The organism is Sediminimonas sp., assembly GCF_024637375.1.
GTDB lineage: Bacteria > Pseudomonadota > Alphaproteobacteria > Rhodobacterales > Rhodobacteraceae > Sediminimonas.
This window is the reverse complement of sequence record NZ_JAGXFK010000028.1, coordinates 1-14719: the sequence shown is the minus strand read 5'-3', so window position 1 is coordinate 14719 and position 14719 is coordinate 1. Positions and strand designations below refer to the sequence as shown.

Annotated in this window: 14 protein-coding genes and 1 pseudogene; 9 read left to right on the top strand and 6 right to left on the bottom strand. The window is 64.8% G+C overall.

Annotation, left to right across the window (positions count from 1 at the left end; translation table 11 throughout):
• Positions 1 to 183: pseudogene (locus tag Q0L89_RS03645) on the bottom strand (hypothetical protein); the annotation flags it as partial.
• A 420-nt stretch (positions 184 to 603) separates the two neighbouring features.
• On the opposite strand from Q0L89_RS03645, the gene Q0L89_RS03640 reads away from it, so the two are divergent.
• A complete protein-coding gene (locus tag Q0L89_RS03640; RefSeq protein WP_296762632.1) occupies positions 604 to 1020 on the top strand; it encodes a CBS domain-containing protein in 417 nt (138 codons plus the stop codon).
• 37 nt (positions 1021 to 1057) lie between these two features.
• Here Q0L89_RS03640 and Q0L89_RS03635 read toward each other — a convergent pair whose 3' ends face one another.
• Positions 1058 to 1807: a Crp/Fnr family transcriptional regulator gene (locus Q0L89_RS03635; RefSeq protein ID WP_296762630.1), complete on the bottom strand. Its 750-nt coding sequence runs from the start codon at positions 1805 to 1807 to the stop codon at positions 1058 to 1060.
• A 320-nt stretch (positions 1808 to 2127) separates the two neighbouring features.
• On the opposite strand from Q0L89_RS03635, the gene Q0L89_RS03630 reads away from it, so the two are divergent.
• Positions 2128 to 2790: an alpha/beta family hydrolase gene (locus Q0L89_RS03630; protein WP_296762629.1), complete on the top strand. Its 663-nt coding sequence runs from the start codon at positions 2128 to 2130 to the stop codon at positions 2788 to 2790.
• Positions 2787 to 3461 carry a phosphoribosyltransferase gene (locus Q0L89_RS03625; protein ID WP_296762628.1) on the top strand — a complete coding sequence of 225 codons (675 nt, stop codon included), beginning with the start codon at positions 2787 to 2789 and terminating at the stop codon, positions 3459 to 3461. The genes Q0L89_RS03630 and Q0L89_RS03625 overlap by 4 nt, the downstream gene beginning before the upstream one ends.
• Before the next feature lie 142 nt (positions 3462 to 3603).
• On the opposite strand, the gene Q0L89_RS03620 is transcribed toward Q0L89_RS03625, so the two are convergent.
• Positions 3604 to 4530, bottom strand: a complete 927-nt coding sequence (locus tag Q0L89_RS03620; RefSeq protein WP_296762626.1) for an isoaspartyl peptidase/L-asparaginase family protein — start codon at positions 4528 to 4530, stop codon at positions 3604 to 3606.
• A 214-nt stretch (positions 4531 to 4744) separates the two neighbouring features.
• On the opposite strand from Q0L89_RS03620, the gene Q0L89_RS03615 reads away from it, so the two are divergent.
• The 4 genes from Q0L89_RS03615 (at position 4745) to Q0L89_RS03600 (ending at position 11706) form a co-directional block, all read left to right on the top strand.
• On the top strand, positions 4745 to 5605 hold the full coding sequence (locus Q0L89_RS03615; protein WP_296762624.1) for a cyanophycinase: 861 nt from the start codon (positions 4745 to 4747) through the stop codon (positions 5603 to 5605).
• The gene (gene cphA / locus Q0L89_RS03610) at positions 5592 to 8234 is read left to right on the top strand and encodes a cyanophycin synthetase (protein ID WP_296762622.1); all 2643 of its coding nucleotides are present in this window, start codon (positions 5592 to 5594) and stop codon (positions 8232 to 8234) included. Before Q0L89_RS03615 ends, cphA begins: the two co-directional genes overlap by 14 nt.
• Positions 8235 to 8308: 74 nt before the next feature.
• Entirely contained in the window at positions 8309 to 9607 is a 1299-nt protein-coding gene (locus Q0L89_RS03605) for an ATP-grasp domain-containing protein (protein WP_296762620.1), read from the top strand.
• Between the two features lie 83 nt (positions 9608 to 9690).
• Complete coding sequence (locus Q0L89_RS03600) at positions 9691 to 11706, top strand: CocE/NonD family hydrolase (RefSeq protein ID WP_296762618.1); 2016 nt, start codon at positions 9691 to 9693, stop codon at positions 11704 to 11706.
• 103 nt (positions 11707 to 11809) lie between these two features.
• Here Q0L89_RS03600 and Q0L89_RS03595 read toward each other — a convergent pair whose 3' ends face one another.
• The 3 genes from Q0L89_RS03595 to Q0L89_RS03585 form a co-directional block, all read right to left on the bottom strand.
• A complete protein-coding gene (locus Q0L89_RS03595; protein WP_296762616.1) occupies positions 11810 to 12553 on the bottom strand; it encodes a ZIP family metal transporter in 744 nt (247 codons plus the stop codon).
• 82 nt (positions 12554 to 12635) lie between these two features.
• Complete coding sequence (locus Q0L89_RS03590; protein ID WP_296762615.1) at positions 12636 to 13097, bottom strand: hypothetical protein; 462 nt, start codon at positions 13095 to 13097, stop codon at positions 12636 to 12638.
• 13 nt (positions 13098 to 13110) lie between these two features.
• Positions 13111 to 13398: a hypothetical protein gene (locus Q0L89_RS03585; RefSeq protein ID WP_296762614.1), complete on the bottom strand. Its 288-nt coding sequence runs from the start codon at positions 13396 to 13398 to the stop codon at positions 13111 to 13113.
• A gap of 218 nt (positions 13399 to 13616) precedes the next feature.
• Between Q0L89_RS03585 and Q0L89_RS03580 the strand changes: the two genes are divergently transcribed.
• Entirely contained in the window at positions 13617 to 14207 is a 591-nt protein-coding gene (locus Q0L89_RS03580) for a TetR/AcrR family transcriptional regulator (protein WP_296762612.1), read from the top strand.
• On the top strand, positions 14204 to 14719 hold a 516-nt coding region (locus tag Q0L89_RS03575), incomplete at its 3' end, for an enoyl-CoA hydratase/isomerase family protein (protein WP_296762611.1). The genes Q0L89_RS03580 and Q0L89_RS03575, both read left to right, overlap by 4 nt.

Genomic DNA, 14719 nt, shown 5'->3' with positions numbered 1-14719 from the left:
GTCGAGGACGAGACCACGCGCGATATCCGCGCCCGGAAGCGCGGCGACCTCGATGCTGATCTCGGGGTCGCTCAGCGTCACCAGCCGCGAGGTGATCGACGGAAGCGGCCCGTCGAACCGCATGTCCGCGATGCCGCCTTCGATGGCGACGATATGTCCGATCCGGTCATCGCGCTCGGGCATGGGGCCCCCTTCACTTCAGCGTCCAGCATACACCTGGAGGCAGGGAAGTCATTGACCTATATTAATGCCCCACCCACCGGCGGGCAGGCATCGAACGGAACCGGCACGACACCCTGCGCCGGTTCATTCGCGAGGGGGCGCCCCGGCCATCGTGCGCAAGCAGGTCGCACCAAGGGAATGTTCTTCGTCGACCGAAACCGTCCGGGTGCGCTTCACCGTCCTCCCGCGAACCAGCCTCCCCCGAAGATTCCCGCCGAACTGAGACGTCGCTTTCGCCGTCTCCGGCATTGACGGCTGTTAAGGCATCCTGCGTGCCGGATGTGACATGATGCTCGGGGTGGTGCCCGTATCCCGTGCGGGCAAGGCGATTGACGCAGCGGGTTGGCGCGTCGGCGTCTGATACCAGGAGGTATGCAGCATATGCGGGTCAGTGAACTCATGTCTCCTATCGTCATCTCGGTGTCGCCCAGTACGACCGTTCGCGACGCCGCCGGGAAAATGCAGCGGTATGGCGTGGGCGCGCTTGCCGTACTGGACGGGCGTAAGCCCGTGGGCATCGTCACGGACCGGGATATCGTCACGCGCGTCCTCTCGGGCACCGGCGCGGTCGCGGAGAGGCCTGCAAGCGCGGCGATGTCACCCAGGCTCTCATTTTGCTTTGCCGACCAGGATGTCGCGGCGGCGGCCGCACTCATGGGCGATCTTCAGATCAGGCGTCTTTTGGTGCGCGATCGGTCAGGTGATCTTGTCGGGGTTCTCTCGGTCGGCGACATCGCCGAGAATGCGTCCGAGGAGCTTGCCGGACAGGTGCTGGGCGAAGTTTCCGAAAGGCGATAGCCCGGGCACGGCACCATGGCGCCGACTCGCCCGGACATCATCGGGTGACGATGATTTCCCCGCGCAGCCTTTCGGGATCGACGCCTGCAACGTCGGCCAGCGCGTCGAGGTCGTGGATCACGACATCCATGTGATCTTCGGTCGATATTATTCCGCTGCGGCTCAGGCGCCGTAGCGTCCTGCAGACATGTACTGCGGACAGGCCGACGAAATCGCCAAGACCCTGCTGCGTCAGCGGCAGGTGAAAGGCGCCGTTGTTGCACTCTCCGATCGCGCCCAGACGCATGCAGAGTTCGATCATCGCATAGGCAATCCGCGATTCGGCGGTTCCCTTGCCGAGGCGCAGCATCCGTTCGGACATCCGCGAAAGCGAGGCGGCGATCGTGGTGGTTTCGGTGTGCCTGAGTTCGGGGTCCGAGTCTTCGAGCCTTGACCACACCGCGCGCGGCACGACCGCGATCGTCGTATACGAGAGCGCCTCGATCTGGACCGAACTGGTGTGACCGTTCGCTGAATACGGGTCTATGATCTCACCGGGCAGGATGACGTCGATGATCTGGCGCGCGCCATTTGCCATGGATTTCGAGACGGCGAGCCACCCGGTCTGAACGCAGTAGACGGCAGCGCTGTCTTCGCCCTCGAACTTGAGGATGGTCTCGGCGCGATAACCGTGCATGTGCGCTTTCAGAACCCGGCGCAGATGCACAGACGCATCCGAAAAGGGTACGCCGCATTCCGACCGCGACACCATGCCCGGCGGTGTCGTTTCGACCTCCGAACTGGACATTGGCACCTCCTGATCGCCTGGTGGCGGACAAGCAGCTCGCTTTCGGTGCTGCCTACATCGAAACCGTACACAAGCTACGGTAGCATATACGCACCGCGGAGTCGTGAATATTCGGAAGGTACAAAGGCGACCGGGGATTTGATGGCGCAGGCCCAGGGGTCCGCCATTTGCAAGGCGATTGCGCTCCGCAGACCCGCAGGTGTGCACCGATCGCCCCGGTTGACCAATGTTAAGGCGCGGGCGCACGACATCACGGAGACTCGAATGCGGATTCGGCATTGGCGACGTGCCGGGTATCCTTACTCTGGCCGGGCCCGGATATGACCGATACCAAGGCAGAAAAACGCATCGTTTCCGTCGGGCCGATGGCGCTTGAAGGAGTTCTGCGCATTCCGCCCGACCCGAAGGGGCTGGTGATCTTCGCACATGGCGCCGGCAGCAGCCACCTGAGCACGCGCAACAACCATGTCGCCAAAGAGCTGGGCAAGCGCGGCATCGCCACGCTTCTTTTCGATTTGCTGACCGAGCACGAGGAAACGGATCGGGCGAATGTATTCGACATTCCGCTTCTGAGCACCCGCATGGTGGAAGCCATCGACTGGCTACGATCGAGCAGCGATATCCCCGCGCTTCCGATCGGGCTTTTCGGGGCAAGCACGGGCGCGGCGGCCGCTCTTGTGGCAGCCGCCGAGATGCCGGACGACATCAGGGCGGTGGTCTCGCGCGGGGGACGCGCCGACATGGCCGGCGACGCGCTGCCGCAGGTAAAAGCCCCCGTGCTTCTGATCGTTGGCGGGGCGGATCACGATGTCGTCGAACTCAACGAAGCAGCGGCGAAACTTCTGACCTGCCGAAAAGAGCTCGCAATCGTCCCCGGGGCCACGCACCTTTTCGGCGAGCCGGGCGCCCTGGAACAGGTGGTCGAGCTGGCCGCAAACTGGTTCCAGACGTATCTCGCCGGTGCGAGGGAGGCCGAAACATGAGCAATTTTCACAACCGAACAGAAGCCGGAAAGGCCCTTGCCCGGGTACTGGTTGACCGCAATTACAGCGACCCCGTGATCCTGGCCCTGCCGCGCGGCGGCGTTCCGGTTGGCATTGAGGTCGCACGCGAACTTCATGCGCCGATGGACCTGATCATGGTTCGCAAGATCGGCGTGCCGGCGCAGCCGGAACTGGCGGCAGCGGCAGTGGTGAACGGCGATGATCCGCAGATCGTTGTCAACGAGAGCATCGCCGCACACGCGGCGTTGTCACGCGCCGATATCGAGCACCTGGCGCAGACGCAACTGGAGGAGATCAGGCGCAGACGCGTGAAATATCTCGGGGATCGTTCCTCGCTGCCCCTCGAAGGCAGGACCGCGATTGTCGTCGATGACGGCATCGCCACCGGGGCAACGATGCGCGCGTCGCTGCGGGCCGTGCGCCAGCGCGGACCCGCGAAAGTTGTTCTGGCCGTCCCCGTCGCGGCGCCCGATACGCTTGACGCCCTGAGCGCGGATGTCGACGAGGTCGTCTGCCTGCTCAGGCCCCCAATGCTTTATGCGATTGGCGCGCACTACGATGTTTTCGACCAAACACCGGATGAAGAGGTTGTTCGCCTCATGGACGAAGCCGCGACCCTGGCGCAGCAGCGGGCACCCGGATCGGACTGACGCTTACGGCTTGCAGCACCCTCGGGGCTGCGTTGCCAGCCAAAGACGGGTTGCGGCTGAACACGGCGTGCACGCGCCGGCCGCGTTGCGCCTTCATTCGGCGCCGTGCCCCCTTTTCACGCGAGATGGGCGTCAACAAACCCTAGTAGATCGCTGTTTGCGCGCTCTCTCCTTCGATGCTCCAGCCGCGGTACATGCCCTCGCAATTGAAGGGCAGTGCAAGGCTTCCGTCTGCGGCCACCGCGATCAGGCCGCCCGAGCCGCCGATGGCAGCGAGGCCGGACATGACCACCTGCCGGGCCGCTTGTTCCATCGGGGTGCCGGCCAGCCGGATGCGCGCGTCGATCTCGTGGGCGACCGACAGGCGGATGAATGCCTCGCCGTCGCCGGTGGCCGACACCGCGCAGGTGGCGCTATCGGCGAATGTGCCCGCACCGATCAGGGGGCTGTCGCCCACCCGGCCCGCGCGCTTGGCGGTCATGCCGCCGGTCGAGGTGGCTGCGGCCAGGTTGCCCGCGCGGTCGCGCGCCACCGCGCCCACGGTGCCGTGACGGCGCGACGGGTCGTCGTCGAGCGTGCCCTCGGCCTGCATGCGCAGGGTCTCGCGCAGGCTGTCCCAGCGTTCCTGCGTAAAGAAATAGGCGTCGTCCTCGAAGGTGAGGTTCGCATCGCGCGCGACGGCCAGGGCGCCTTCGCCGATCATCATGACATGGCTCGTGTGGTCCATCACCGCGCGCGCCAGGTGCACCGGGTTGCGCACCCCCGCGATTCCCGCCACGGCGCCGGCCCGGCGGTCCCGCCCGTCCATGATGGCGGCATCCATCTCTTGCGTGCCGCCGCGGGTGAACACCGCCCCGCGTCCGGCGTTGAACAGCGGCTCGTCCTCGAGCGCGGTCACGGCGGCGGTCACCGCGTCGAGCGCGACGCCGCCCGCGGCGAGCACGTCCTCGCCGGCGCGCAGCACCCGTGCCAGGGCCGCGTGACAGGCCTCCGCACGCTCTGGCGTCATGTCGGCGCGTGGCATGACCCCTGCCCCGCCGTGAATTGCAAGGACGAACCCCTGTTCCATGAAATGTCCCCTGTCGTTTCTGTCGGGCATGCGGCCCGTGGCTGCCATTACCGGACGAATCATGACCCGGCGCGACATCATACGCAAAAGGTGACGGATGTGACGTTGCGACGCCACCGGGGGATTGTCGAAAAGGTTCCGCTAACAATCTTGTTTGTGGCGTGATAATTTCCACAATATATAGATGTAGCCTACCGCGTCCGGAGATCATTTCATGAACATGCCCATCAAACCCGTGTCAAACGGCAAACTGGTTGCCATCGGCGGCGCCGAAGACAAGGCGTCGGAAACCGGAATCCTGCGCCGGGTTCTGAAATTCGCGCAAGCACCTCAGCCGCGCGTCGGCGTGATCACCACCGCCAGCAGCATCCCCGATGAGGTGTTCGAGCAATATCGCGAGGTGTTCGAGAAACTGGGCGCCGGCAAGGTCATGGATATCCGGATTCGCGAACGAGCGGATGCCGCGGACACGGCCATGCTTGAGATGATATCGCAAAGCGATGTCATCTTCATCTCGGGCGGGGACCAGATGCGCCTGACCAGCATTTTCGGCGGATCAGAGGCGCTTGCCGCGATCCGCAAGCGGTACGAGGACGGCGCGGTCGTCGCCGGAACGAGCGCTGGGGCGGCCTGTCAGTCGACGACGATGGTCTATGGCGGTCAGGCGGTCGACGCGCTGCGCAAGGGCGCGGTCAGGATGACGGCGGGCTTCGGGTTGATCGACGGGGTGATCATCGACACGCATTTCCTTGAACGCGGGCGGTTTTCGCGCCTGATGGAGGTGGGCGCGACGAATCCCGAGTATCTGGGTGTCGGCCTTGGCGAAGATGCTGCGGTTCTGTTCGAGAACGACACGATCCATGCCTTCGGGCCCGGTCACGTGATCCTCGTTGACAGTTCCGAAATTACCGGTTCCAATGTATTCGAACTCGCTGACGGTGAGGCGGTAAGCGTCCACAACGTCAAAATGCATGCGCTGGTCGATGGCAACGCATACAGCATGTCGGACCGGCGAGTCCTGAGTGCGGACGAGCTCGGGACCAAGGGCCTGGAGCAAAGGAATGCGTATACTTGAGCACCGCGCACTGCGCGGGCCGAATTATTACAGCCGCTATCAAGCCATCTTCATGCGGCTCGATATCGAGGATCTCGAAGACCGGCCGAGCGACAAGGTCCCGGGGATCGCCGAAAAGCTCGAAGCGATCATCCCCACCATCCACCATCATCGCTGCTCGGTCGGGGAACCCGGCGGGTTCCTGCAACGGGTGCGCAATGGCACCTATGCCGGCCACATGGTCGAGCATGTGGCGATCGAGCTGCAGAACCTGGTCGGACTTTCGGTGGGCTACGGCAAGACCGTCGACAGCTACGAGGCCGGCATATACAACGTGGTTTACCGCTATCGCGACGAGGCCACCGGCCTTGCGGCGGGCGAGGCGGCCGTCGATGTCGTGCGCACACTTTATGACGGTGGCCATGTCGACCTCGGCCCGGTCATCGACCACCTCAAGGCGGTGCGCGATGCCAATGCGCTCGGGCCCTCGACCGGGGCCATCGTGGGCGCCGCCAAAGCGCGCAACATCCCGCACTACAACCTGACGGAAGGCACCAGCTATACCCAGTTGGGCCACGGGGTGAAGCAGCGCCGCTTTCAGGCCACGGTGACAGACGGATCGGGCATCATCGGGCACTCGATCGCCGACGACAAGGACTGGACCAAGCAGATACTTGCCGACGCCGGCATCGCGGTGCCCAAGGGCTACACCTGCTATTCGTGGGACGAGGTGAAAGAGGCCGCCGAATGGATCGGCTGGCCGGTGGTGACCAAGCCGCTGGCGGGCAATCACGGGCGCGGCGTGACCACCAACATCACCAGTGTCGAAGACCTGGAATCGGGCTACGAGGCGGCGCTGGCGCGGGTGCGGGGCGGCACAACCGCGGTGATCGTCGAAAGCTATATCAAGGGCGAGGACCACCGGATGCTGGTGATCGGCGGCAAGCTGGTCGCCGCCGCCCGGCGCAGGCCCGCGCATGTAACCGGCGACGGGAAGTCGACGATCGGGGCATTGATCGACAAGGCCAACGAAGACCCCCGGCGCGGCGTCGGCCACGAGAACCTGCTCACGCAGATACATGTGGACGAGCAAACCCGCCGGATGCTGGAACAGGCGGGCCTGACGCCCGACAGCGTGCCGCCCGAGGGCGAAATGGTGTTTCTCAAGTCCACCGCCAACATCTCGACGGGCGGAACGGCGACAGACCTCACCGACGAGGTGCATCCCGACATCAAGTTCGAGATGGAGCGGATCGCCCGCCTGATCGGGCTTGACGTGATCGGTATTGACCTGCTGGCGGAAAACCTGACCCAACCGCTTGAACAACAATCGGCGGGCGTGGTCGAGGTGAATGCCGGCCCCGGATTCCGAATGCACATGGCGCCCACCCACGGCACCCCGCGGCCCGTGGGCGAACATGTGGTCGATATGCTGTTCCCGGACCCGACCGACAACGGCCGCATTCCGATCACCGTGATCACCGGCACCAACGGCAAGACCACCACGACGCGCCTGACCACGCATATCCTGCGCCAGTCGGGGCATTCCGTCGGCATGGGCTGCACCGGCACCGTCGAGATCGACAACCACGTAATTTTGCGCGGCGACTATTCCGGCCCCGCGGCGGCGCAGGCGGTGCTGCGCGAACCCACGGTGGAACATGCGGTGCTGGAGGTTGCACGCGGCGGCATCATGCGCCGTGGCCTGGGGTTTGACGAATGCGATGTCGGCGTGCTTCTCAATATCGCCTCGGACCACCTGGGCGAACGCGACATCCACACGCTGGACGAGCTGGCGCGTTGCAAGACCGTTGTGGTGGACGCCGTCAAGCGCGAGGGTGGCCATTGCGTGCTCAACGCCGATGACCCGCTGGTGATGGAGCATGGCACCTATTGGGCGCGCGGCAAGATCATATATTTCACCATGGACCCGGAAAACCCCGCGCTGCAAGAACACCTGAGCGAGATGCGCATGGTTGTCACCGTCAAACACGGGCGCATCGTCGTGATGCGCGGCAAGGTCGTGGTGGATGTGGTGGACGTCAACGACGTCCCGATCGCCTTTGAGGGGCACGCGCCCTTCAACGTGCAGAACGCGATGGCCGCCACGGCGGTCGCGCTTGCCCATGGCCTCGATATCGAGGATATCCGCGCCGGGTTGCTGACCTTCCATCCGACACCTGCGCAGATGCCGGGCCGGACCAACTATTTCGAGGCCGACGGCGTCAAGTGCCTGATCGACTACGGGCATAACGTGCCCGCTCTCAAGGCGCTGGAACCGCTGGTCGCCGGGCTGGGCCAGCAACGCAAGATCGGCGTCTCGACAGCGCCGGGCAACCGCCGCGACGAGGATCTTGCCGCGCTCGGTGCACAACTCGCCAAGATGTGCGACATCCTCTATATCTACGAAACCGACGCGCGCGGGCGAGCCGAGGGCGAAACCGCCGCGCTCATCCGCGAGGGTGCCACCAGCGCCGGATCGGACTGTGCAGTGCATGTCATCATGGACGAGCACGAGGCCGTGCGCCGCGCCATCGCGGATGCACAACCCGGGGATTTCCTGCTGCTGCTGGTCGATGACATCGCCGGCACCACCGAGCGGCTGAAGGGACGCAGTTTCCCGGTTCAGGCCGACCTGGCCCAAGCGTGAGCGCGATGAGGCCGCGTGGCGAGGCACGCCGCGTGGTCGATTGCCGCGCGCCCTGACATGAAAGGACCGCAAGAATGACAAGGAACGTATTCGTCGTCGGGATGAACGATCTGAACGCGGAGCGGCTCAAGCGGCTCAGAGGCGTGGATGACGTGGCCTTTCACCCGCTGCTGACTGCTGCGGCGGTGTCCGAGACGCAGGATTTCGACATTCCCGCCATGCTGGCCGAGGCCGAGGCGACGCTCGACGCGCATCAAGGCTCGATCGACGCGATCGTGGGCTATATCGACTTTCCGGTGTCCACCATGCTGCCGCTCTTGTGCGCGAAATACGGCACCCGCAACGCCTCGCTGGAATCCTTGCTGAAATGCGAGCACAAGTACTGGTCGCGCAAGGTGATGGCCGAGGCGATCCCCGAACACGTGCCGAAATTCACCGCCTTCGATCCGTTCGACGACAACGCGCTGTCGCGGATCGGCGAGGCCGATCTGAGCTTTCCGTTCTTCGTGAAACCGATCAAGTCGTCGGGCTCGCGGCTGGGCTTTCGCATCGATAGCCCCGAGGATTTCGACTACGCCGTTGCCGCCTTCCGCGAGGAGATCGGCCAGATTTCCGAGCCGTTCAACTACGTGCTGGATCAGGCCGACCTGCCCGACGACATCAAGGCCATCGAGGGGCACTACTGCATGGCCGAACAGGTGATCGGCGGGCGCCAATGCACCGTCGAGGGCTATGTGCACGAGGGCGAAGTGGTGCCCTATGGCATCGTCGATTCGATCCGCTATCCGCAGGTGCTGAGCTTTTTCTACTATCTCTACCCCTCGACCCTGCCGAAGCGCGTGCAGGACCAGATGAACGAGATCACCCGCAAGGTCATGGAGCATATCGGCTATGACAATGCCGGGTTCAATGTCGAGTATTACTGGGACGAGGTGCAAAACAAGATCTGGCTGCTGGAGATCAACACCCGCATCGCGCAGTCGCATTGCGACCTGTTCGAGATGGTCGACGGCGTCAGCCATCAGCAGGTGACGGTTGACCTGGGGCTGGGGCGCAAGCCCGACATGCCGCAAGGCGAAGGGCCGCAAAACGTCGCGGCCGAGTTCTTTTACAGGGTGTTCTTCAACGACGCGACCGTGGCGCGCGCGCCCTCGCGCGCCGAGATCGAGGTCGCGTCGGAACAGGTCGACGGCACCCGTATCGTCTCTTACGTCAGTCGGGGTATGAAGCTGTCGGAATTGCCCGAACAGGATGCCTACAGCTACGCCGTGGCGTCAGTCTGGATGGGGGCGGGCAAGCAATCCAAGCTGTTGTGGAACTACGAGCAGGTCATGAAGCGGCTGAACTACGAATTCACCGACATCGTGGAATAACGGTGCCGGGGCGCTGGACATCGCGGCGTATCGGCGCGATAGCTCCAGCGTACCCTCCCCCGCCCCAATTTCGGAACAAGTCCATGCGAATCGACCATCCGCTGCCCGCGTCCGTACGCGAAATCGAGCATCTTGAAATCCCGATGCCCGATGGCACGCACCTGGCCGCGCGCATCTGGATGCCCGAGAACGCCAAGGCGCAGCCGGTTCCGGCGATCCTTGAATACATCCCCTACCGCAAGAACGACAAGACGCTTGAGCGCGACCACGCCCGCGCCCCGTGGCTTGCCGCGCAAGGCTACGCCTACGTTCGCGTCGATCTGCGCGGCACCGGCGAATCCGATGGCGTGATGACGGATGAATACACCGAGATCGAGTTGCAGGACGGCTGCGACCTCATTGCCTGGATCGCCGAACAGGCATGGTGCGATGGCGGCGTCGGGATCGTCGGCATTTCCTGGGGCGGGTTCAACGGGCTGCAACTGGCCGCGCTGCAACCGCCTGCGCTCAAGGCCGTGGTGTCGATCTGTTCCACCGACGACCGCTATGCCGATGACGTGCATTACATGGGCGGCACGCTGCTTGGGGAGCAACTCTCGTGGGCGTCGGTGATGTTCGGCATCAACACCCTGCCGCCCGACCCGGTGCATGTCGGCGAGCGCTGGCGCGAGATGTGGGAGGCGCGGCTCGACGGGTCGGGCCTGTGGCTCAAGAATTGGCTGGAGCATCAGACCCGCGATGATTTCTGGAAACACGGCTCGGTCTGCGAGGACTATTCCGACATCACCATCCCCGTCTACGCGGTGAGCGGATGGGCCGATGGCTATTGCCGCAGCGTGTTCCGGTTGGTCGAGAACCTGCCCGGCCCGGCCAAAGGGATCGTCGGGCCATGGGCGCACAAGTATCCGCATGTCGGCGAACCCGGCCCGGCCATCGACTGGCTGAACGAGGAAACCCGCTGGTGGGATCAATGGCTCAAGAACGAGGACACCGGCATAATGGACGAGCCGCCGCTGCGACTGTTCCTGCAAGACCACGCCCACCCGCAGACGCATTATGATCGCCGCGACGGGCACTGGATCACCGAACCTGCGTGGCCTTCGCCGAACGTCACCCCGACCGCCTTTGCGCTTGGCGCCGACGGGCGCCTGTCGGCCACGGGCGACCTGCCGGGTGGGGCGCTAGAAATCGCCTCCCCGCTCTGGGTCGGGCGGCACGGCGGCAAGTGGTGCTCTTACGCGCACCCCGGCGATCAGCCCGGCGACCAGCGGCGCGACGACGCCGGGAGCCTGACCTTCGAGACCGAACCGCTGTCAGAGCCACTGCACATGGTAGGCGACGCCAAGCTGACGCTGACTTTCAGCGTCGACCGGCCCGTCGCGCAGGTGGCCGTGCGGCTGATGGATGTCGCCCCCGATGGGGCGGCGACAAGGGTCAGCTACGGCCTGCTGAACCTCACGCATCGCGACAGCCACGAGCACCCCGAACCGCTGATGCCCGGGCAGACCTATACCGTCGATGTCCCTATGAAACATGTCGCGCAAACCTTCCGGAGCGGTCACCGCATCCGGTTGGGCCTCTCGACCTGCTATTTTCCGCTCGCCTGGCCGGCACCGGAACCGGTGACGATGGAAGTCATCACGGACAAGACGACGCTCACACTGCCCCTGCGCGCCGAAAAGCCCGAGGTCGAACCGGCCTTCGCCACGCCGCGCGCCGGGCAACCGCTGGATCAGCAGTTCGAGACGCCCCCGCAATCGGAATGGATGCTGTCAGAAGATGTCGACACCGGCCGCGTCACCATCGAGGTACGCGACCACGAAGGCGCCGCGCATATCACCGAACACGAGATCACCCACTCCGCCGAAGGGGTGGAGCGGTATTCCGTGTTGCCGGACGATCCGACGTCGGCAGAGGGCGAGGTGACCTGGACCCACGAGATGCGCCGCGAGGGGTGGTCGGTGCGCACGGTCACGACGACCCGCCTGACCAGCAGCCCGACCGCCTTTCACATCACGGCACGGCTGCAAGCCTTTGCCAACGACAGCGCGGTCCGCGACGAACGCCACGAGGTCACGATTGAGCGCAATCTCGTCTGACGTGCGTCGGGCTGCGGGGAACCGAAGGAAGAAATCATCACCAGCTTCAAAGTCTTCGTCGCGAGCGAATGACCGAGGCCGGCGGCGCCTTGATACTGTGCGCTCAGTACGCGAGGACGAGCATCTGGAACGCCATCATCGCCGCGAAGGCCAGCGTGACGGCCGTCGCGGCTGAGCCGCTTTCGACATTTTCGAGGGCCGCAGGGAAAAGCTCGGAGAATACCATCCAGATCATCGCGCCGGCGGCAAGGCCCAGCCCCACGGGCAGGAACGGGCGGAAGGTCTCGACAAACAGGTAAGAGGGCACGGCCATGATCGGCTGCGGCAGGCTGGTAAACACCGCCCAGAGCGCCACCTTCCAGACGGGTGAGCCTTTCGGGATCAGCACCAGCGCGATGGCCAGCCCCTCGGGGACGTTGTGAAAGGCGATGGCTGTGGTGATGAAGGTGCCCAGGCCTTCGGTCCCGGCGAAAGACACGCCCACACCGACCCCTTCAGCGAACGAATGCGCCGTCATGATTCCCAGGATCAGAAGCGCCTTGGTCGCGCTCGCGCCTTCGAGGTCGGCAACCTCCACCTCGCCGGCGCCCGCCAGCAGCCTGTCGGCGACGACAATCGCCCCAAGGCCTGCCACCACGCCTGCCAGTGTCAGGACGATGTCAAGCGACGCACCCTCGGCGATCAGGCTGTGGCTGGCTGCCAGCATCAGCCCGGATGCGGCAGCATTCGACCAGCCCATGGTGCGTTTGCCGAGGTTCTTGACGAACAGGAACGGCAGCGCGCCCACGCCTGTCGTGATCGCGGTCACCAGCGCCGCCGCGGCGACGATCCAGAGAGATGTTTCCATGATCGTTTCCGCGACAAGGGCGTCGGCGATGCGGGTGCAACGACTGCCCGCGGACTAGGCGCAGGCAGTCGCCAGCGGCCGATCAGTCGGCCGAGGCATCATCGCCAGCGGCGTTCCATGCTTCCGAGAAGGCGCTCCATGCATCGGAGAAACCGGATTTAAGCTCTTCCCAGGCGCTGCCAGCGCCCGCCTTCAGTGCGCCATAGCGTTCGCCCAGCGTGTTGCGGGCCTCACGAAGGTCGCGCAGGCGGGCACGGGCGGTTTCGCGCGCGGCCTCCGACATCCCGGCCCAGTTCTCGCGCAGGGCCTGCTCGCGCCGCTCGATCACGGCATCAAGCCGGTCAAGGGCCTCGCGTGCCTGTGTGAGGGCCTGGTCGCGCTCCTGCGCCGAGTAGTCGGCGATGGCCTCCATCGCCTCTGACACCTCGGCGCGCACCTTGCCGGTCGTTGTAAGTGGGCTGGTATCCTGCGCAGCGACAGGCAAGGCGATACCTGCCAGCGCGGTCGCAACGGCGATACCACGAAGGTGCTCAAGCAAATTCATTGGCTAACCCTCCTCACTTGAAACGCGACATGGCGTTCTGAAAGGCGCCCGAGATGTTGTCCCACGCCTTGTCGAAACCGGACTTCATGTCGGCCCAGGCATCGTCGCTGGCGGCGCGCATCTCTTTGAGCTTTTCCTCGGCCTCGTCGCGCTTGACGCGCATTTCGTCGAGCTGTTTTTGCTGCTCGATCTTTGCGTCGGCCCCGGCCTCGTCGATCTTGGCCTTCATCTTCTCGATCTCGGCGTTCCACTGGTCGATCTTCGCCTTGGCTTTCTCGATGTACTGTTCTTTATCGGTCATTTGCTGAATCCTTTCCAAAAATGGTGTGTCCACCGACACAGGTTGGTATTATCTCGTTCGATTGCAAGGTCAGCGGAAAGTATGCGGCGTCCACAATAACCTGACAAGGTTGGAAAATGCCCCCAAAAAGCAGTCGGCGGCGCCCTGCGCCGAGCTGCGGCAGGACGGGTCGCAAGAACGCCCTTGCAAATGAAACATGAATCATTATTCATGTCATTATGAGCAAGTTCGCCAGACCCAAGACCAAACGCGGCCTTGCCCGGCGCGAGGCGATCCTGCGTGCCGCCGAAGAGGTGTTCGGCACGCAAGGCTACGCGGCCGCCTCGATCGCCGAGATCACCCGCCGCGCCGACACCGCCCTTGGCACGTTCTACATCTACTTCCCCGGCAAGGAAGAGGTGTTTCGCGAACTGGTCATGGAAATGGGCAAACTGACGCGCGCCGGCATCACCGAGGCCGTGCAAAGGGCCGGCGACCGGCTGGACGCCGAGCGCGCGGGGCTTGAGGCATTCCTGCGCTTCGTCGCGGCGCGCCCGTCGCTCTACCGCATCGTGGAGGAGGCGCGCTTCGTCGACCCCGAAGCATACCGGCAATACTTCGCGGGCTTCGCGCGCGCCTACGAGGCGCAGCTAATCGAGGCCGAACGCGCCGGCGAAGTGTCGCCCGGCGACGCCGAGGTGCGCGCCTGGGCATTGATGGGCATCGCCAAGACCCTGGGCGAGCGGTTTGTCATCTGGGACGACGCCCCCGATATCGACCGCGTCGTGACCGAAGGCTTCGCCATGATCCGCGACGGTATCGCGCCATGACATCGCCGGTGGTGGTCGATGACTGCGCCGGCGGCGCGGGGCTTGTCGTCCGCATGCAGGCCCCGCGCGCCAATGCGCTGGAACCGGGGCTGCTGGACGCACTGGGCGACGCGCTGCACAACGCCGAGGCACGCGCGCCGGGTTTCGTGCTGCTGGCCGGCGGGCGTCATTTCACCAGCGGCGGTGATGTCGCGCGATTTGCGCAGGCAGCGGCCGAGGATCGGGCGCAGGCCTATTCCGACGCGGTCGTGCCGGTATTGCAGGATGTCGTCATGCGGCTTCTGTCGCTGCCCTGCCCGGTGGTCGCGGCGGCGCGCGGCGCGGTGACGGGCGGCGGCGCGGGGCTGCTTTTCGCCGCCGATACCGGCGTGGTGGCACCCGATACCTTCGTGCAGCCCTATTACGCCGCGATGGGGTTCGCCCCCGACGGCGGCTGGACGGCGGTGCTGCCCGAACGGATCGGCGCGGGCGCCGTGCAGGGCTGGTTGATCTCGGACCGCCGCGAGGATGCG

Excerpts from the sequence above, each read along its gene's own strand:
- Q0L89_RS03640 (WP_296762632.1), top strand. The coding sequence starts at position 604 with ATGCGGGTCAGTGAACTCATGTCTCCTATCGTCATCTCGGTGTCGCCC.
- Q0L89_RS03625 (WP_296762628.1), top strand. The coding sequence starts at position 2,787 with ATGAGCAATTTTCACAACCGAACAGAAGCCGGAAAGGCCCTTGCCCGG.
- Q0L89_RS03605 (WP_296762620.1), top strand. The coding sequence starts at position 8,309 with ATGACAAGGAACGTATTCGTCGTCGGGATGAACGATCTGAACGCGGAG.
- Q0L89_RS03630 (WP_296762629.1), top strand. The coding sequence starts at position 2,128 with ATGACCGATACCAAGGCAGAAAAACGCATCGTTTCCGTCGGGCCGATG.
- Q0L89_RS03600 (WP_296762618.1), top strand. The coding sequence starts at position 9,691 with ATGCGAATCGACCATCCGCTGCCCGCGTCCGTACGCGAAATCGAGCAT.
- Q0L89_RS03635 (WP_296762630.1), bottom strand. The coding sequence starts at position 1,807 with ATGTCCAGTTCGGAGGTCGAAACGACACCGCCGGGCATGGTGTCGCGG.
- Q0L89_RS03580 (WP_296762612.1), top strand. The coding sequence starts at position 13,617 with ATGAGCAAGTTCGCCAGACCCAAGACCAAACGCGGCCTTGCCCGGCGC.
- cphA (WP_296762622.1), top strand. The coding sequence starts at position 5,592 with ATGCGTATACTTGAGCACCGCGCACTGCGCGGGCCGAATTATTACAGC.
- Q0L89_RS03595 (WP_296762616.1), bottom strand. The coding sequence starts at position 12,553 with ATGGAAACATCTCTCTGGATCGTCGCCGCGGCGGCGCTGGTGACCGCG.
- Q0L89_RS03615 (WP_296762624.1), top strand. The coding sequence starts at position 4,745 with ATGAACATGCCCATCAAACCCGTGTCAAACGGCAAACTGGTTGCCATC.
- Q0L89_RS03620 (WP_296762626.1), bottom strand. The coding sequence starts at position 4,530 with ATGGAACAGGGGTTCGTCCTTGCAATTCACGGCGGGGCAGGGGTCATG.
- Q0L89_RS03590 (WP_296762615.1), bottom strand. The coding sequence starts at position 13,097 with ATGAATTTGCTTGAGCACCTTCGTGGTATCGCCGTTGCGACCGCGCTG.
- Q0L89_RS03585 (WP_296762614.1), bottom strand. The coding sequence starts at position 13,398 with ATGACCGATAAAGAACAGTACATCGAGAAAGCCAAGGCGAAGATCGAC.